At 55.3% G+C, this 18,638-nt stretch carries 14 protein-coding genes; 3 read left to right on the top strand and 11 right to left on the bottom strand.

All coding sequences use genetic code 11. From position 1 onward, the window contains the following. Positions 1-646 (bottom strand): LysR family transcriptional regulator (locus K5905_RS02415; protein WP_297579929.1); only part of this gene is annotated, 646 nt, incomplete at its 3' end. Between the two features lie 128 nt (positions 647-774). Between K5905_RS02415 and glyA the strand changes: the two genes are divergently transcribed. Then, positions 775-2,094, top strand: coding sequence for an aminotransferase class I/II-fold pyridoxal phosphate-dependent enzyme (glyA, locus tag K5905_RS02410; protein ID WP_297579926.1), 1,320 nt, complete (start codon positions 775-777; stop codon positions 2,092-2,094). A gap of 42 nt (positions 2,095-2,136) precedes the next feature. On the opposite strand, the gene K5905_RS02405 is transcribed toward glyA, so the two are convergent. Next, on the bottom strand, positions 2,137-3,180 hold the full coding sequence (locus K5905_RS02405; protein ID WP_297579923.1) for an AbrB family transcriptional regulator: 1,044 nt from the start codon (positions 3,178-3,180) through the stop codon (positions 2,137-2,139). 99 nt (positions 3,181-3,279) lie between these two features. After that, positions 3,280-4,017, bottom strand: a complete 738-nt coding sequence (locus tag K5905_RS02400; protein WP_297579920.1) for a glutathione S-transferase family protein — start codon at positions 4,015-4,017, stop codon at positions 3,280-3,282. A gap of 78 nt (positions 4,018-4,095) precedes the next feature. On the opposite strand from K5905_RS02400, the gene hemN reads away from it, so the two are divergent. Then, on the top strand, positions 4,096-5,472 hold the full coding sequence (hemN, locus tag K5905_RS02395) for an oxygen-independent coproporphyrinogen III oxidase (protein ID WP_297579918.1): 1,377 nt from the start codon (positions 4,096-4,098) through the stop codon (positions 5,470-5,472). A gap of 48 nt (positions 5,473-5,520) precedes the next feature. On the opposite strand, the gene K5905_RS02390 is transcribed toward hemN, so the two are convergent. From K5905_RS02390 to K5905_RS02365, 6 genes are all read right to left on the bottom strand, one after another. Then, positions 5,521-6,603: a MerR family transcriptional regulator gene (locus K5905_RS02390; protein WP_297579915.1), complete on the bottom strand. Its 1,083-nt coding sequence runs from the start codon at positions 6,601-6,603 to the stop codon at positions 5,521-5,523. A 137-nt stretch (positions 6,604-6,740) separates the two neighbouring features. Further along, positions 6,741-7,454, bottom strand: coding sequence for a cyclic nucleotide-binding domain-containing protein (locus K5905_RS02385; protein ID WP_297579913.1), 714 nt, complete (start codon positions 7,452-7,454; stop codon positions 6,741-6,743). A 267-nt stretch (positions 7,455-7,721) separates the two neighbouring features. Further along, positions 7,722-8,099: a response regulator gene (locus K5905_RS02380; RefSeq protein ID WP_297579910.1), complete on the bottom strand. Its 378-nt coding sequence runs from the start codon at positions 8,097-8,099 to the stop codon at positions 7,722-7,724. Between the two features lie 154 nt (positions 8,100-8,253). Beyond that, a complete protein-coding gene (locus K5905_RS02375; protein ID WP_297579907.1) occupies positions 8,254-8,865 on the bottom strand; it encodes a response regulator in 612 nt (203 codons plus the stop codon). Positions 8,866-8,885: 20 nt separating this feature from the next. Further along, positions 8,886-10,064: a nitrogen regulation protein NR(II) gene (locus K5905_RS02370; RefSeq protein WP_297579904.1), complete on the bottom strand. Its 1,179-nt coding sequence runs from the start codon at positions 10,062-10,064 to the stop codon at positions 8,886-8,888. Positions 10,065-10,138: 74 nt separating this feature from the next. Next, positions 10,139-11,311: a pyridoxal phosphate-dependent aminotransferase gene (locus tag K5905_RS02365; protein WP_297579901.1), complete on the bottom strand. Its 1,173-nt coding sequence runs from the start codon at positions 11,309-11,311 to the stop codon at positions 10,139-10,141. Positions 11,312-11,589: 278 nt separating this feature from the next. Between K5905_RS02365 and K5905_RS02360 the strand changes: the two genes are divergently transcribed. Then, the gene (locus K5905_RS02360; RefSeq protein WP_297579898.1) at positions 11,590-15,111 is read left to right on the top strand and encodes a PAS domain-containing hybrid sensor histidine kinase/response regulator; all 3,522 of its coding nucleotides are present in this window, start codon (positions 11,590-11,592) and stop codon (positions 15,109-15,111) included. A gap of 21 nt (positions 15,112-15,132) precedes the next feature. On the opposite strand, the gene K5905_RS02355 is transcribed toward K5905_RS02360, so the two are convergent. Beyond that, on the bottom strand, positions 15,133-17,625 hold the full coding sequence (locus tag K5905_RS02355; protein WP_297579895.1) for an EAL domain-containing protein: 2,493 nt from the start codon (positions 17,623-17,625) through the stop codon (positions 15,133-15,135). A 272-nt stretch (positions 17,626-17,897) separates the two neighbouring features. Further along, a complete protein-coding gene (locus K5905_RS02350) occupies positions 17,898-18,581 on the bottom strand; it encodes a response regulator transcription factor (protein WP_297579892.1) in 684 nt (227 codons plus the stop codon). Positions 18,582-18,638: the final 57 nt, after the last annotated feature.

Below are 18,638 nucleotides of genomic sequence, written 5' to 3'. Positions count from 1 at the left end.
CGAAAAGAGAGAAGACAGGCCCGCGTGGCTTGAACCCTTCGCCAGGCATCGCCTTTTCCGCCCACAGGTCCCAGTCTCCAACCCAGGCTGTGTCGGTCAGACAGGCGACGTTTTTCAGATCTTGCGGTCGTATCAATTCCTGCGCCAGAGCAGGTGAACAGACGGGTAACACTTCCTCACGTCCCATCTGAACGCCGCCGTCCGGAACGGTTTCGCAGTAAAACAGGCAAAGATCATAAGGAACTCTTTTCAGATTGGGCGGTGTTTCCAGGGCTGTTACGGAAATATCGATGTCGGTCAGTTGCTCCCGCAAGGCTGGCAGTCTCGGTGTCAGCCAAAGTTGGGCCAAGGCGGGCAATGCCGCAATGTGTACCTTATGCGGCGCGGCATCCTGCTTGAGATCGCGTACGGCCTGACCAAGTGAATCAAAGGCACTGACAAAGGCCGGCAATGCCCTTTGACCTACCGGTGTGAGCTTCACGCCTCGCGCGTGACGCGCAAACAGCGGAGCACCGATTTCATCTTCCAATGATTTGATTTGCGCCGCGACCGCTCCCGGCGTCACCCCGAGTTCCTCGGCAGCGAGCGCAAATCCACCGAGACGCGCTGCCGCTTCGAATGTGCGAAGGGCATTGAGAGAGGGCATTCTGGGGACTGGTGGAGATATCGACACTTTGAGACCTAATTTTTCTAGCCCTTATTTATCTAAAAACTGATTTGCGGATTTGCAAGCATAAGCTCACTCTGGTGCCAGATCGTATTGGAGGAATTTGAATGTCAGTACATGAACTCAGGCCATGGCTGCCGCAGGACGTGGCAACGCGTATTGACGGGATTGCCGACAATATCCGCCCAATGACATCCGATCAGGTGACGAGCCGCATCGATGAACTGGTTGCAGAAAACCGCGCGATCCATGAACGGGATTGCTTCAATCTCAATCCGGCAACCAATGTCATGAACCCGAAAGCCGAAGCTCTTCTGGCCAGCGGCCTGGGTTCCCGTCCCTCGCTTGGCTACCCTGGTGACAAATATGAAATGGGCCTCGAGGCAATCGAAGAGATTGAAGTGATCGCTGCAGACCTGGCGTGCGAAGTCTTCAATGCGACCTATGCGGAAATCCGGGTCGCTTCTGGTGCTCTTGCCAATCTCTACGCTTTTATGGCGACCACAAAACCGGGAGACACGATCATTGCCCCTCCTGCATCGGTGGGTGGTCACGTAACGCATCACACTCCAGGTTGTGCAGGTCTTTACGGGTTGAAGGTCCACGAAGCTCCGGTCGATCCGGATGGTTATACGATTGATCTGGCCGGACTGCGCACCCAGGCCCTGGAATTGCGCCCGAAACTCATTACCATCGGCATGAGCCTCAACCTGTTTCCGCATCCTGTTTCAGAAATTCGGGCCATTGCCGATGAAGTCGGGGCCTATGTTCTGTTCGATGCGGCCCATCAGTGCGGCATGATCGCGGGCGGTGTGTTTGCCGATCCGTTGGCAGAAGGTGCGCATTTGATGACGATGAGCACCTACAAAAGTCTTGGCGGACCGGCTGGTGGTCTGATCGTCACCAACGAGCAACATCTTTCCAGAAAGCTGGATGGGATTGCCTTTCCCGGACTGACTGCAAATTTTGATGTTGCAAAATCCGCGTCCCTCGCCGTCTCACTTGTTGACTGGCGGGACCATGGGTCAGCTTATGCGCAAAAAATGGTCAGCACGGCGAAAGCCCTCGCAGCCGCTCTCGCCGAAGAAGGTTTGCCGGTCTATTCAAGCGAGCGAGGTTTCACCGCGTCCCATCAATTTGCTCTGGAAGCGGCCCCGTTGGGAGGAGGCCAGACAGCGTCGAAGAAACTGCGCAAAGCCGGATTTCTTGCCTGTGGCATAGGCCTTCCGCTTCCTGAAATCGCCGGTGACATGAACGGACTTCGGTTCGGCACGCCGGAGCTCGTCAGATGGGGCATGAATGAAGCCGACATGCCGGAACTTGCCCGCCTGATCGCCGAAGCATTGCGATCCAATGCCCCGGAAGCAATGGCCGGCAATGTGTCGAAATGGCGGAGGAGCTTTGATACGTTGCACTACGTCCGGTGATGTTTCCCACAAACGGCAGGATCGAAGTCGGTCCTGCCTTCTTCACCTGCGACCAAGCACCAGACCGGTCACAAGAGGCAGCAACAGCACCATGCCGGTGAATCTGGCAATCTGATGCGCGGCAACGAAAGCCGGGTCGAGATCAAGCATGAAGGCAAGAAGGGTCATGACTTCCAAGCCTCCCGGAGCATAGGCAAGCAGAGCCTGACCGAATGGAATGTCCACCAGGGTGGAAATCAGAAGGGCCCCCAGGATGGAGGTCAGGAAAGCCGCGGTGAAAGCGGCAAGCGAAGCACCAAGAACGCTGACAAATTGGCGAAATGTCATGTTGCCAAAGCGACACCCGATCATGGCCCCCATCATGACGAAACAGGGAATGACCACATAGTAAGGTAAGATCAGCGTCCATACCCCTGAAGCGTTCAGACCCGCACTCATGAAGAATGCCCCGGTCATCCAGCCACCCGGCACCCTCAGCTTTACCGCCAGCAAGCTGGCAGCCAGACAAAGAGGCAAGCCGATCAGAATCTCAAAGAAACTGGATGACAACAGGATGATGCCTTCCCCCTCGATCGTCCCGTTTGAGGACACCACGGCAAAGGGGAGAATCGCAACGAGAACAAACAGGCGCAGGGACTGGCTCGACGCGATCCTTGGCAAATCGGCTCCCCGGTCAGAGGCAAGTGCAATCACATAAGACAGGGCACCCGGAATTGCGCCGAAATAAGCCGTCTCCTTGGACCACTTGGCGCCAAAATGCAGCACGGCATATCCAGCCAGCGTCACGCAGACAACGACGACGAGCAACAAGGCCATGGAGACCGGCCATTCGCCAATTCGCTCGACAACATCAGGCCGGACGCCAGCCCCCATCGAAACACCAATCAGGACGAACAACGCATCCCGCACACGGTTGGGCAACGCCGTCGGCACTCCCGAGAGCGTTGCGACGGCCACGAATACCATAGCTCCGGAGAGCCATGCCGCAGGCAATTCGAGAAGATAAAACACTCCTCCTCCCAACGCCGCGATCAGCAGCGTTATCGGCAGTCGGACAATGGAGGTATCAAGCGTTGCAGACTTCATAAGCAACCGTCTGAGTTGGAGGAACCATAGCTGCTATACATATGTTGATCGTCTTGCGCATGATTGATTGCATCAATCAACATGAACAAGTTAGAGACCTTACGTCGTCGTTCCCGGTAACGTAACTGCCTTAGGTGTGACAAAGGGTGACCCCTCGATCAGCTCTTGCTTGCAAGCATGCCTCACAGCCGGCCTCAGTTCCAGTTCCTCTAACATGTTCCGCATGCCTGGCGTTGCCTTGAGGGACCAGTCTCCGCAACAGCCATAGACCTGCGCCCATCTTGCACAAGCGGCCAGATAGTGGTCCAGACAGCTCAATCGGTCACCAAGCACATAGGGGCCACCGGTTGCCGCAATTTCCTTTTCGATTTGCTGAAAACTGGTCGAGATGCGCGCCATCAATGGCTCGGCAATTACATCCAACTGGTTTCTGTCCTTCAGATATCTGTGCGGCTTGAACGAGATACGCAAGTCAGAATGGAGGGTATTGGACAGAAAGAACAACCATTTCAGAAACCGGCCACGTTCCGAAGAGAATGTGTCCGGGGCCAGCCTTCCGTGCGTATCTGAAAGAAATAGGAGAATCGCACCGGTCTCGAACATCGGTGCATCCTGCCCTTCGATTTCAAGAACCGGAATCAAGCCCTGCGGATTGAGTTTCCGATAAGCCTCTGATTTTTGTTCTAAAACAAGACGATCCACCGGAACATAGTCGTAAGGTACACCAAGCTCTTCGAGAATCATCCGAACGACAAAATTGGCACTATCCGGGGAGCCGTGAAGCCTGTAATGCGGCGCAGTTTCGTCCGGAACGGACATCTCTTCAATTTCGCTCACTTCTGATCTCCAATTTCTGTGCCACGGACTTGAGCAATATCAAGGCTTCGTCGTCCTTTTTGCGGAAATTATGGACGCATGACAAATGATCCGCTTTCCTATGCCCTGCGCAACGTGCCGCGCTACACAAGTTATCCCACCGCTCCGCATTTTCATGGCGGCGTGACAGCCGACACCTATGCTGACTGGTTGGGGGCCTTGAAGCCGGACGATACGCTGTCGCTTTATCTTCATGTGCCTTATTGCCGTGAGCTTTGCCACTATTGCGGTTGTCACACCAAGGCAACCCGCCAGGAAGCGCCACTTGTGTCCTACGCTGCGGCGCTCGGTCAGGAAATCGAGCTGGTCGGGAAACACGTTCAAAAAGCCGGTCCGGTTCGCCACATTCATTGGGGTGGCGGCACCCCAAGCCTGCTGCCAAGGCAAAGCCTGATTGATCTGACTGTCTCAATGCGTGTGCATTTTGACCTGTCCCCGGATCTGGAACACGCGATTGAGCTCGACCCGCGGCTTGTGAGCGCTCAACTGGCAGACACGCTCGCGACGATCGGTATCAACCGGGCAAGCCTCGGGGTGCAGGACTTTGACCTGAACGTCCAGAAGGCCATTGGCCGTGTTCAGCCTTACGAGGTTGTCGAAAAGGCAACGACTCATTTGCGTTCGGCCGGTCTGGATGCGCTCAATTTCGATCTGATGTACGGCCTTCCCGGCCAATCGTCTGCAACAATCCTGGACACGGTCGAAAAGACACTTTCGCTCGCACCAGGAAGAATTGCGTTATTTGGCTACGCGCACGTTCCCTGGATGCGAAAGCACCAGCGGTTGATTGACGAGAAAGCACTGCCTTCTGCCGCCGAACGGCTCGAGCTGGCAGATCTTGCCCGCAACGCCCTGCTGGATGCCGGTTATGTCGCCATCGGTCTCGACCATTTCGCGCGGGCGGATGACAGTATGGCGATTGCACTGTCCGACGGATCGTTGAAGCGCAATTTCCAGGGTTACACCACCGACCGGGGCGAACAGCTCATCGGCCTCGGTGTGTCATCCATCGGAAAGCTGTCAAACGGCTATATTCAGAACATGCCGGATGTCGGCAACTGGAGACGCAGCATAATGTCCGGCGAATTTCCGGTCTGCAAAGGTCTGGCCCTGTCGGCCGACGATCGCTTGCGCGGTCAGATCATTGAAGATCTGATGACAAATTATACGTGTGATCTTGCACAGGTCTGCAAGACACACGGATTGTCGATCCAGGACCTGTCGGAAGCCTTTACTGCATTGGAAGACCTTGCCGAAGACGGACTGGTTGACCTGGAACTTGGTGCCAACGACAATGCGAGGGTCAAGGTTACAGCAGCAGGTCGCCCCTATGTACGTCTCGCTGCCGCGGCATTCGATGCCTATCTTGCCGACAGCATGGCGACCGGCAAGGCAAGACACTCCGCCGCTGTTTGATCCCTCCGTGCTCCCGACAAAAGCGCGCGTTTCGCGCGCTTTTTGTGATTAAGGCGTGGGGCGTAAATATAGACCGGTCAATGTTCCGTCCTTTGCCTGTGCCAATCCCCATTCCAGCCGGCCATTTTCGAAATCGACGATATAAATATCGAATCCATCGACGCCGATACCGCGAAACTCGATCGACCCAACAGCTCCAAGACGTTCCAATTCACGCATGACAGTCGGTATCTGTTCTTGTGCCAGCGACCTGAGCACCGGGCTCATGCTGTCGTAATCCGGCTGTCCCTTTCTGTGATCCTCGATTACTTTTCGCAACAATTGCTCGCTTCCCGGAAAGGGCGTTTTTGCCTTTATGCGCTCGTCCAGTTCCCGTTCCGCCTTGTCATACGCACCCGTTTCGCATCGCAAGGCCTTCGTTTCGTAGCCGCCCTGATGAAGAACAAGACCGTCGATGTCACCGGCCTTGTTTCTTGAAAAAACAATCTGTGCGGGCGTGACCTTCAGAAAATAATGATCCGCTTCTTCACAAAACAAATCACATGCAGGCTGGCCGAGGAGCTGAACGCGCAAACGGTCTCGAGCGGTCGTGATCCGTAAAACGCTGCCGTCGTCAAACCGGTACTCTCCAGCACAGTCCTCAAGCTCTCCTGAGTCGGGCTCTTTTTTCGTCCTCGGCCGTGCCTGGACATAGCGTTTCCAGGCGAATTCATCCGCAGTTTCACTCATTTGAACCTCCTTTGCCAAATCAAGGAGATCGTCCATGGACAGCCTGTCTCCCGAACCGCACTTAGCCCGAAGAGAGCAGATCAACCGAAGACTGCGTTCGGCTTGTTCCAGGCGGTTGTTTTGCAGGGTTTCCTGCATTTCCAAAAGACGGCTGACATCAGTGGTCTGGCCGGAGAGCAGCTTTGCAATCTCCGACAGGCTGAGCCCCAGTTGTTTGAGAAACATGATTTCGTTCAGGCGAGCGATGTCCTCCGCACCATAGAGCCGCCAATTCTTTTCCGTGCGAAGCGGAGCCAACAGCCCTTGCGCCTCGTAAACTCGAAGAGCCTTTACGGATATTCCGATCCGGCTGGCACATTCTGCTGCCGTTAACAAGGTGTCTTTCGGGGAATGTCTGTCCATGGGAACCTCCATAAAGGTTCCTGTAAGCTATGACCGTAGGTCCGGCTCAAGGCAAATCTGAAGAGTTTTTTACTGCTTTTGCATCAAAAAAAAGGCCGCGGTGACCGCAGCCTTCTCATCATTCGTGGCAGTGGTGTTCAGTGCATTCCGGTCATCTGACACAGCGTACAAACGCGGTTCAAATGAATCTTGTCGGCCTTGTCCACACGAATAACGCCACGACGTTTCAGATCCGACACAACCCGGCTCACCGTCTCGATGGTCAATCCCAGATAATCGGCGATTTCCTGTCGAGTCATGTGCAGTTGCAAGTCACAGCTGTCATCATTTTCGTCGCTCGGCCCGACACAGCCAAGTCCACCGCGCTGCGGCACCAGGTGCATGAAGAAGCTGGCAACACGTTCGATTGCAGATTTGCGTCCGAGCAGAACAGCATGCTCATGCAGCGCCTGCATTTGCGTGGTGAGACACTTGGTCAGCGTCCGTTGAAGTTCGTCGGACCGTTCAACCTGCCTCAGATCGATTTCCTGCACTTCAGCATCGGTTAGCGTTTCAGCCGTGCAGTCGTATTCGTCGCTGCCGGCGAGACCGAAAATATCACCAGGACGCAACACTTCGACAACCTGCCGACGACCATCGGGCAAGAGCTTGTAGAGCATCACCGAGCCGCTGACCAACTCATAAAGACGCTTGGTGGGGTCGCCCTCATAGTAGATCACCGCATGGGTTTCATACTGTGACGCCCTACCACCGAATTCGGAAAAGGAAGTCTTGCTGTGCGCGCACATCACTGCGCGATTGTGTTTTACGCCGACGCCATGACCAGAGCTGCCCGCTTCAAGATATGCCATGTAACCCTCCTTCGTGCAGACCTGCACGGCCTTCATTGCGCAACGACAGCCATCGCTTTCACTCACCCATGAAACTGCATAACCCTGCAATTCGGGGGTTCTCACCTGCTGCTGCAAAGTATCCCGTCCGACACTTCGCCAGTTGCAAGATGCACCTTAACCGTTGGAATGTACTGGAGGAATTCGGTCGACTGCGTAAGAGGAACTACATATGAGATGAAAGGACGCACGACTTTGGTCGAACAGGTGCCTCGGTAAAATTTCCGATCAAGTTGACCGGGGCTTCGCGACACCCCGACCGATTTTTGCCATTGCTGACGCCAGCATTTCCATGGAAAGCGGTTTTCTCAGAACGGTCAGCTCAGGCACTTCGTTCAAGTGCCGCATCAACTTGACCCGCGACTTGCCGGAAATCACGATAATATTGGGAGGATCCGGCTGTTTTCTAAGCTTTTTGACGATATCAGCGCCGCTCATTCCAGGAAGGCCCAGGTCAACAATCACGCAATGGGAAGCCAACAGGTCTGCCTGTTCGAGGAACGTTTCACCATCTTCATAGATTTTTGGAAGATGATCGAGATCAGCAAGCGCCAGTGCCAGCGCATCTGCAACCGCTTCGTCATCTTCCACTATATGTACTAGCACGTAGCTTCATCCTCAGCCGCTGCAATTTGCCGGATCTGACATGAAACATACGCCACATTCGACCGAACGCACGTACGCATAAATACGCTGTCGCATGACTACGTATGGCTGCTGACAGCTGCGAAACACCAAAGATCGCGGAATTCCGCGCACTTTATCCCGCGTTCGGATGCCTCAGCACGATTCGCACGAGATCTGCGGCATTGCGGGCGCCGAGCTTTTCCATGATACGGGCCCGATGCACTTCGACGGTTCGAGGACTGATCCCCAATGTACGTCCGGCTTCCTTGTTGGAGGCGCCGTCGGTGATTTCCTTGAGCACTTCCAATTCGCGGCGCGTCAACAGTTCCGCCCCCTGAAATGACGGCGTCGAGAGTTCTTCCTCCCGTTGCTTCATCGCCTTGATACTGTCCTGGACCCGCTCCAGCACCGTTTCGGCAGAGAACGGTTTTTCGATGAAGTCGAAAGCACCGTTCCGAATAGCTTCAACCGCCATGGGAATGTCCCCCTGCCCGGAAATGATAAAGATCGGAGCAGGATAGTTTTCCGCATTCAAAGCTTTCAGGATCTCGATCCCGGACCGCCCCGGCATATGGACATCCAGCATGACGCAAGCCGGAACCGCCTTGCTCGCGAACTTGATGAACGTGTCACCGTCGGAGAAGGTTTCAACCACATATCCTTCCATGTTGAACAACACAGACAGCGCATCGCGCACCGCAGGGTCATCATCAACGATGTAAATGGCCTCCGCGTCAGAATTCATTTGTGTCTTATCCTTACCAGTTATTCAGCGACCGTTTCATGAGGTCCTGCATTGAAGTCTTCCGGCGGGTTGACAGGCAACGTCAAAAGAAAAGACGCACCGTTGCCGTCCTGCGATGCTTCCAGTCTTAAATCACCACCATGGTTCTGCGCAATCGATCTGGAAATTGCCAGACCAAGGCCCACACCTTTGTGCTTGGCGCCGGTAAAGGCGCGGAACAGACCGGCGACCAGTTCCTTCGGCACGCCGGGTCCATTGTCCTGAATCCGGAATTCCAGCCTGTCGTCTGCATGCTGAACGGACAGCGTGACCTTCTTGACCGGCTGTCCGGCGACAGCTTCGCGCGCATTGCGTAGGAGATTGATCAGGATCTGCCGGATTTGAACTGGATCGGCTTGCAATGGCGGTAAGTCCGGCTCGACTTTCGCACTGAAACAGGATTTTGCTTCACCATTGCCGAGCTCTGCCATCTCAAGGCAGGTTTTAACCAGATCAGGTACGTTGATCTTCTGGCGTTCCGGTGCCTTCTTCTCGACGAGCTGACGCATACGCTGGATAATTTCTCCCGCGCGTTCAGCTTCGCGGACGGCCTTGTCGATCACCTCAAGGATCAGGGGATCGAGGCTTTCTTCAGCTTTGACCTTACGGGATACCGTCTGCAAGTAAAGAAGCGTGGCGGTCAAGGGCTGATTGAGCTCATGAGCGATCGCAGCACCCATTTCATCAAGCGCACTGATGCGGGTCATGTGCAGAAGCTGAGCCTGCGTTTTGGCAAGCCTGTCTTCAATTTGCTTGCGGGGGCGCAAATCCCTCAAAATGCCGATGAATTGACGTCCGCATGGCGTCGAAGCGTCGCCAACGGACAACTCGATCGGAAACACCGTGCCGTCCTTGTGACGTGCCTGAACCTCACGGCCAATGCCAATGATCTTCTTTTCCCCCGTGTCCAGATAGTTCTGGACATAGTGGTGATGCTCTTTGGCATATTGTTCAGGCATGATCCGGCTGACGTCACGACCCAGAAGGTCCGAGGCTTCATATCCGAAGAGCTGTTCGCAGGCCTTGTTAAACGCCAGGATCTGTCCACGATCGTTGATCACGACGATGCCATCGGCCGCTGTATCGAAGACGCTTGCAAGGCGCGCTTCCGAGACTGCGGCCGTCTCCTCGTCATGATCTAAAACGCTGTCGCGCGTCATCCCTCAACCCATATGGAAATCGTGTCCAATTATGGTTTAGGGGTTTTCCCGTATGGCAGCAACCCGTCTATCGGCTAAATCTCTGGGAGCCAAGCGTTAATTCGCCGCACTGCTTCTTCCAAGTGATCCTTCCGGCGGGCATAGCAAAGTCGCAGATAGTTTTCACCGCCAACCCCAAAAGCAGTTCCGGGAGCCAGACCGACGCCGGTCTGTCGCACGAGATCCAACGCGAACTGACGCGTGTCCGTAACTCCGTCAATTGAAAAGAAGAGGTAGAATGCGCCATCGGGAGGCATCACCTTGACCCGGGTCACCCCTTGAAAACCCTGCAGCACGCATTCCCGTCCCTTCCTTGCACGAAGTACCTGCGCTGCCAGAAACTCCTTGCCATCATTCAAGGCCGCGACAGCTCCCCATTGCGAAAAGGAGGGGACGCCGGAGGTTGAATACTGGATAAGGTTTTCAAACACTTGACCGAGAGCGGGAGGTGCAGAAATCCAGCCAATCCGCCAACCCGTCATCGCCCAGTTTTTCGACATGGAATTTACGAAGATGATCTGATCGTCTTCCTCCGCGATGTCGTAAAATGACGGCGCTCGCGCCTCGTCGCCATAGTAGAACAACGTGTAGATTTCGTCGGCAATGATCCACAGATTGTGACGGCGCGCCAGCTCCAGCATGCCTTTCAAAAGGTCTTCTTTTGCCACCCAGCCTGTCGGATTGCATGGCGAATTGAGGAACACAGCAGTGGTTTCCGGCGTGATAGCCGCTTCGATGTCCTCCAGATGCAGTTGCCAACCGTCATCTTCGGCGCGCTTTCTCACGGGCACGGCCCGAGCACCGTGAATTTCCACAGCCGCTGTGATGTTAGGCCAGGTCGGAGACGGGACCAGGACCTCCTTGCCTGCGCTCGAAACCGCCTGAACCGCAAGCTGAATGGACTGCATGCCCGAACCCGTGACGTAAAACCGATCGGGTGAAAACGTCTTGCCGTAAAGGTCCTGATGATACTGCGCCAGGGCTTCACGCAATTGCGGGATTCCGCGCTGGTAGGTGTAGAATGTCTCGCCCCGATCAAGCGAGTTCTTCGCCGCCTCGCGAATGAACTCCGGTGTCGGCAAGTCCCCTTCCCCGGCCCAAAGCGGGATCAGATCCTCTCGCCCCCTGCCAGCATTGAAAACTTCGACAATCCCGCTTTCAGGAGCATTGCGCCCTTCCGGGCTCAGCCGGTCAATCAGACTGGTCAATTGGTTTTCCCCTCAAATCAGATTGCCGACACCTTACTTGGTTTGTCTCGAGATGTTTTATGAAAGGATGTGAAGCGAACTTCACCAACTGTTATGAATGCCAACTATTTGCCTACTGGACTGAAATCCGTTCTCATGTGTCTTGTTCGCAAGACGAATAGACAGCAAGTGCAAGCTGTGGTCGGATCTGGAAAAGCAGCGCAAAAGTTTTGCCCAGGTCACTGGGCAAGGCTTTTTAAAAGGCACACAAACCGATCGGGAGGACGGTAAGCCAAACCATGCTGCACGGGTGGTTCGTGATATTGGCCGCAACGGCCTACATCCTGTTCTTGTTTGCTATTGCCAGCTACGGCGATCGCATGACACGCCGCTATTCCTCGCGCAAGGGAGGACGGCCGTTCATCTATGCGCTTTCGCTTTCCGTCTACTGTACGTCCTGGACCTTTTTCGGTTCAGTCGGCAATGCCAGTCGCAATGGCGCGGAATTTTTGACGATCTATATTGGCCCGCTACTTGTCTTCGCGCTTGGATATCCCTTGCTGCGCCGGATCATTCAGATCTCGAAAACGGAAAGCATCACCTCAATTGCCGACTTTATCGGCGCGCGCTATGGCAAAAGCCAGACCGTTGCAGCGCTCGCAACCTTGATCGCGGTGATCGGCGTCATTCCCTATATCGCCCTGCAGCTCAAAGCTGTTTCCCTGTCTGTGACGACAATGGTCGGTCCGTTGATTTCACCTGGCGATGTCTTCACGCCGATTTTCAATGACCTGACACTTCTGATCGCATTGGGCATGGCGATTTTCAGCTGGGCCTTCGGGACTAGGCATATTGATGCTACCGAGCACCAGGAAGGATTGATGCTGGCGATTGCGGCGGAAGCTATCGTCAAGCTCATTGCCTTTCTGGCGGTCGGCATCTGGGTCACCTACTGGCTCTTCAACGGCCCGTTCGATCTTGTTCGCGCCATTTCCGAAGCCCCCGAAGTCGCCGAGGTCTTCGAGCAACCGGTCAATATCAGCAACTGGGTTGTCTTGTCCGTGCTCTCCGCCTTTGCCGTTTTGCTGCTGCCGCGCCAGTTCCATGTCACGGTGACGGAAAACAATTCGGACGCGGAACTTCGCCGGGCGACCTGGATGTTTCCGCTCTATCTGGTGCTGATCAACCTGTTTGTGATCCCGATTGCCGCCGCCGGTCTCTTGCGTTTCGGACAGGACATCAACCCCGATACATTCGTTCTTGCCTTGCCGCTTGATGCCGGCCAGAACTGGCTCGCGCTGTTCGCCTTTATCGGCGGCCTGTCAGCTGCAACCGCGATGGTGATCGTTGCCACCGTTGCCCTGGCCATCATGATATCAAACGACATCGTCGTCCCGCTTTTGCTGCGACGGCACAGTGAAGACGAACTCGTCGCCACAAGCGGGCGGGACATGAGCCGCCAGTTGCTCTTGATCCGGCGGCTGGCGATTTTCGCAATCCTGCTGCTGGCCTATGCCTATTACCGGGCGGCGGGCGACACCGCTGCGCTTGTCTCGATCGGGCTGCTGTCCTTTGCGGCCATCGCACAATTTGCTCCTGCCTTTGTCGGGGCACTCTTCTGGCGACGGGCGACATCCCTTGGGGCCATCGCAGGTCTCAGCGGCGGTTTCCTCCTGTGGGGTTACACGCTTCTACTGCCGACATTCGCGCAATCGGGGCTCATTTCCGACGGTTTCCTGATTACCGGCCCCTTCGGCGTCGGCTTTTTGAACCCCCAGGCTCTTCTCGGTCTTGATATCGATCCGTTCATACACGGAACGGTTTGGAGCCTGGCGGTGAACATCCTTCTGTTTGTCGGCGCTTCTTTTCTCAGAAAACCATTGCCGGCGGAGACCTTGCAGGCCAACGTTTTTGTTCCGGCCGAATTCTCACCGACCCCGGGCCTGCGATACTGGCGAACTTCAGTCACGGCGGGAGACCTGCAGGCGACCGTTGCCCGCTACCTTGGTGAGGAGCGCACTGAACGGTCATTTCAACGGTTTGCCAGTGAACGCGGCATTCCGCTTGATCTCAACACGCTTGCCGATGCCAACCTGCTACGGTTCTCCGAGCAGCTTCTTGCGAGCGCAATTGGAGCCGCTTCCTCCCGTCTCGTCCTGACCTTGATGCTCAAGCGTCACGACCCTTCCACCAAGGGAAGCGTGAAGCTGCTCGATGATGCGTCGATTGCCATTCAGTACAATCGCGATCTGCTGCAAACAGCGCTCAATCAGGTTCGACAAGGGATCGGGGTTTTTGATCCGGACCTGCGTCTGATCTGCTGGAACCGTCAGTTCCGCGATCTGCTCGGATTGCCTGCCGATTACGGTCAGGTAGGCACCACCCTGGACGCGATCATACGCTTCAATGCTGAGCGTGGAGAACATGGCCCCGGGCCCGTGGAAGTGATCGTGGCTGATCGTATCGAGAGACTGGTGCTCATTCAGGAGACCTACCAGGAAAGGCTTGAATCAACGGGTACCGTGTTCGAAGTCAGAATCAGCCCGATGCCCGATGGCGGCATCGTGACCACCTATACGGATATAACCGAGCGGGTAATGGCTGAAGAAGCGCTCGCGCGTGCCAACGAAACGCTCGAGCGGCGCGTACGTGAAAGAACGGAAGAACTGACCCATGTCAACGAACGGCTTGTGGAGGCAACCAGGGCAGCCGAAGAGGCCAATATCGGCAAGACCCGTTTCCTTGCAGCTGCCGGTCATGACATTCTGCAGCCTTTGAACGCAGCCCGTCTTTATGCCTCGGTTCTTGTGGATCGGCTACAGGAAGGCAACGATGGCGAGCTCGTCCGCAATGTCGAATCCGCACTGGAATCGGTTGAAGACATCATTGGCGCGGTACTGGATATCTCCCGGCTGGACACAGGCGCGCTAAAACCGGAACCGACCGTCTTCCGGCTGGATGAACTGCTTCGGGGTCTGGCCCTGGATTTTCAGCCCGTGGCGCAGGAAAAAGGACTGGAACTCAAGATTGTCGAGACTTCCGTATCCGTTCGCACAGACAGGAGATTGCTTCGCCGGCTGTTGCAGAACCTTATTTCCAACGCACTGAAATACACCCAGAAAGGCAGGGTTCTTGTCGGATGCCGCCGACGTGGAAACCGTGTTGTTGTCGAGATCCACGACACGGGCATGGGTATTCCCAAGAGCAAGCAAAAAGCAATCTTCCAGGAGTTTCACCGACTGGACGACGGCATGCGCGTTGCCAAGGGGCTCGGCCTCGGCCTGTCCATCGTGGAACGGATCAGTCATGTGCTGAAACACCCGGTCGAACTCAGGTCCGACGCAAACCGGGGTTCCTGTTTTGCCGTGGAACTGCCTCGCTCCGCCGCAATGCCGGATCTTGTACCGGTACAGCAGACCCCCGCCTCGGCAGGTCATCTGGAAGGGTTATGTGTTGTCGCCATAGACAATGAACCCGACATTCTGAGCGGAATGCGCCATCTGCTGTTGAACTGGAAGTGCAACGTCTTCACCGCGTCGGACGAGGTCGAAGCGGCCTCGGCCCTCAACAAGGCCGGAGCAACACCGGATGTAATCCTTGCGGATTATCACCTGGACGATGGCACAGGTATTGATGCGATCGTGAAACTGCGGTGGAAATTCGGCAGTCATATACCCGCCATCCTGATCACGGCAGACCGAAGCCGCGCAGTGCGCACTGAAGCCGGGGACAAGGACATCACTTTCTTCAACAAGCCGGTTAAACCGGCAGCGCTGAGGGCTCATCTGACCCGCTGCCAGGCAGGACAGGCCGCAGAATAGAATGAAGTGACGGGAAGACCTTCAGAGGGCTTCTTTGCTGATACCAGGCTGATCAGGCGAAGCGGCCTCCCCGGCATCCAACCAGTCCTTGTTTTCAATCCGCGTGATGTTCCGGGGATTTGCGTCCGGTTTTCCGAAAAAGTACCCCTGCAGGGTGTCACATCCGAGCGTTTTCAGCGCATCCACCTGGAATTGCCGTTCAACGCCTTCGGCCGTCACTTCGAGGCCCAGATTATGCGCAAGGGCAATGACCGCTGAAATGATGGCGAGGCCGTCGCTACGCTCGCCGATTTCGTCGACAAACGATTTGTCTATCTTGATCTTGTCGAACTTGTACTGACGCAGATAGGAGAGCGACGAATAACCTGTACCGAAGTCATCAAGAGAAATCTTGATCCCCAGATTGCGCAGTTTCTGGAGTTTTTCCGATGCTGATCCCAAGTCGCGCAGGAACACGGATTCGGTGATTTCCAGAACCAGTCGTTCGGCAGGAAATCCGGTTTCTTCCAATACGGATGCGACGCTGTCCACCAGGTTGGGATCCATGAACTGAACCGAGGACAGGTTCACGGCAACGCTTTCAAGATCCGGGCACTGGCTAGCAGCCGTACAAGCCCTTTTCAACACCCAGCTGCCGAGTGGCAGGATCAGGCCCGCCTGTTCCGCAATCGGAATGAAAGTATTCGGCGGAACTTCTCCGCGCGTGGGATGAACCCACCTGACGAGAACTTCGCTGGAAACGACCTTGCCGGATCTTGTATCCACAATCGGCTGGAACTCGACACTCAATTTACCGTTTTCAAATGCTTCGCGAAGATCGGATTCCAGCTCTCGGCGCTCCCTGACCTCAAGCTCCATCTCAGCTTCAAAGGACAGGGCTCTGCCACGACCGCTTTCTTTGGCCTTGTAAAGCGCTATGTCCGCCTTGCGCATCAGGTCATCGACGGTGTCATTTACCTCGCCAAACCTCGTGAAACCGACCGTTGCGCCAATTGCAAAATCCCGATTGCCAATCGTAAACGGCTTGCGGGCAACATTGACCAGTTCTTCCGCAAAGGCGCCAGCGGCCTGATCACTGACAAAGTGACCGAGCGCAGCAAACTCGTCACCACCAAACCTGGCAAGGGTAATTCTTCCCTCCCCAACAGCAGTGAACCGTTTCGCCACCTGCTTCAGGAGTTCATCACCGGCCGGGTGACCGCTGGTGTCGTTGACGACCTTGAAATTGTCCAGATCCACCAGAAACAGGGTCAATGTTTTTTGCCCCGAGCTGATCTGGGTCTTACGAAGCAATTCTGCCTGGTTCAGGAACCAGCTCCGATTGCCGATCCCGGTCAGGGAATCGTGTTCTGCCATATGCGCGACAAGGGCATTGGCACGCCGCGTTTCAGTGACGTCGGACGCAACACCTCGATAGCCTGCAAACGAACCGTGATCGTCGTAAGTCGGCCTCGCCGCCAAAGACCACCAGCGCTCATCGCCGTTTACATCCACTCCAATCACGAATTCGCGGAAAGACTTTTGCAGGCTGAAATTCTTTTGAAGCTGGCGAACAACTTCGCGCGCGTCGCTCTGGTTCAGAGAATAGGCCAGATCGACCATGCGCATGGCTTTCAGTTCAACACTGGACCGGCCACTTGCGTGCAGAAACCGCTCGGAAACATTACGAAAATTGCCTGCGCTGTCGGTTTCCCAGATCCAGTCGCTTGCCTTTTCTTCGAACTCGTTCATCAGAAGTGCAATGAGTTCCCCCCTCTGTTTCAGCTCCGCTTCAGCTAGAAAATGAGAGGCGAACAGCCAACCTGTCGCCGTTACGCTGGCAACCACCAGGATCGAATAGCTGGTGAGCAGCAGAAGAAGCTGCCACATGAAGGCGGTTTGGCCGACAAGCAGAGAAATCACAGAGGCTGAAAAAAGGATGGCGATCCAACGAAAGGCAGCCTGTGGCACTGTGGCCAGGGCAAATCCTCCGGCGCAGATCATTGCCGTTGCAATGCAGGAAGACACCCAGATCGCATACACATTGCCACTGGCAAACGCCACAATTGGCACCACCGCCCAAAGCGAACTCAATATCGTTGCATGACGAACGGCTTTCCCCAAAGCACGCCGGGATGCCAATTCAACCGGGTTGTTCCGGGCTGCAATCCATTTTGCGATCGTGAAGCACATCAGGCCGGCGACGGCGATCACCCAGACCGCAACATATGGAACCGGAAGAAATTCCGTGAAAACCGGCGCAACGACAATGGCGTTGACAAGATTCGCCAGAACGGTGAAAGGCGTCAGCCGGGCAATGCTTGATATTTGCGCCGCACGCACCCGGCGCGCAAGAAACTCTTCAACGACCGGATAACCGAATGCCAGCAGCAACGCACGGTTCTGATCCGGTTGCTTCTGTCCGAACTGCTGCTGTTCGGACGGCACTGAGAACGACACACCGCGGGCTTCAGGAACAAGAAACGCCCGGCAGGTCGTGCTGAGGATCAGTTTCCAGTTGGCGCTGAGCCGCATCTTCTCTCCGCATTTGCTACTCAATACCGTGCGTGGCACAGCTTCATGAGCTGCAGAGTTACATTCATTCCCTGAAATTCCGGTAAAAACCAGCGAAGTGTTTCGGGAAATTCGCGAAACTTTTCAAAAAATTAGAACTAATTTTGGTTTACCTTAACAAAGGTTTCCCAAGAGATAGGACGAACAGAAAAACCTGCTACCACCACGCGCAGTAGCTCCCTGCGTCCTGGACCGGGAGCACGGTTTCCGGATTTCATGACTGGTTGGAACCTTTACTGGACTTCTGCTGTTTCCGTTGCATCACCGCCCAGTTGCCACTGGCCCGCTTCGATCTTCGATGCTGCAATGACCGCCTGGGTGCGGCTCTCGACACCGAGCTTTTGCAAGATTGCAGAAACATGAGCCTTCACGGTTGCTTCCGAGACCGACAACTCATAGGCAATCTGTTTGTTCAGCAACCCCTCCGACAGCATCATAAGGACCCGGACCTGCTGGGGGGTCAGCGTGGACAGGCGCTGGACCAGATCTCCGCTTCCGTCATCCGCCTTGAGGTCAACATCCGGTGGTGTCCACATATTTCCGGACATGACTTCTGAAATGGCCTGCCGGATCACATCAATTCCGTGAGACTTCGGAATGAAACCGGAAGCGCCGAATTCAACAGCCCTCCTGATCGCCTGAGGGTCTTCATTCGCCGAAACAACGACGACGGGAACACCGGAATACTGTGCCCTCAAGTACATGAGACCGGAAAAACCGCGCATTCCAGGCATGGTCAGATCCAGCAGGATCAGATCAACATCACCGTCCTGCTCCAGACGCGAGGTGACATCTTCAAGAGCACCGGCCTCTTCGATCGTTGCATCCGGATATTGCGTTTCCAGGGTTTGACGCAGGGCACCGCGAAACAATGGGTGATCATCTGCGATAATGAACCGATACGTTGTCGCCGACACGTTGTAATTCCTCCCAAAACGGCCCTATTCCGCATCACGACCAGCTCAACCGAGCGC

Origin of the sequence: Roseibium sp., from assembly GCF_025698965.1 — a bacterium.
In the GTDB taxonomy this organism is placed as follows: Bacteria; Pseudomonadota; Alphaproteobacteria; order Rhizobiales; family Stappiaceae; genus Roseibium.
The sequence above is the reverse complement of the archived record's forward strand: the minus strand, read 5'-3'. Positions and strand labels throughout refer to the sequence as shown.

What these genes read in the sequence shown, in the direction of transcription:
- glyA (WP_297579926.1), top strand. Translation starts at nt 775, where the DNA reads ATGTCAGTACATGAACTCAGGCCATGGCTGCCGCAGGACGTGGCAACG.
- K5905_RS02405 (WP_297579923.1), bottom strand. Translation starts at nt 3,180, where the DNA reads ATGAAGTCTGCAACGCTTGATACCTCCATTGTCCGACTGCCGATAACG.
- hemN (WP_297579918.1), top strand. Translation starts at nt 4,096, where the DNA reads ATGACAAATGATCCGCTTTCCTATGCCCTGCGCAACGTGCCGCGCTAC.
- K5905_RS02390 (WP_297579915.1), bottom strand. Translation starts at nt 6,603, where the DNA reads ATGGACAGACATTCCCCGAAAGACACCTTGTTAACGGCAGCAGAATGT.
- K5905_RS02385 (WP_297579913.1), bottom strand. Translation starts at nt 7,454, where the DNA reads ATGGCATATCTTGAAGCGGGCAGCTCTGGTCATGGCGTCGGCGTAAAA.
- K5905_RS02375 (WP_297579907.1), bottom strand. Translation starts at nt 8,865, where the DNA reads ATGAATTCTGACGCGGAGGCCATTTACATCGTTGATGATGACCCTGCG.
- K5905_RS02370 (WP_297579904.1), bottom strand. Translation starts at nt 10,064, where the DNA reads ATGACGCGCGACAGCGTTTTAGATCATGACGAGGAGACGGCCGCAGTC.
- K5905_RS02360 (WP_297579898.1), top strand. Translation starts at nt 11,590, where the DNA reads ATGCTGCACGGGTGGTTCGTGATATTGGCCGCAACGGCCTACATCCTG.
- K5905_RS02355 (WP_297579895.1), bottom strand. Translation starts at nt 17,625, where the DNA reads ATGCGGCTCAGCGCCAACTGGAAACTGATCCTCAGCACGACCTGCCGG.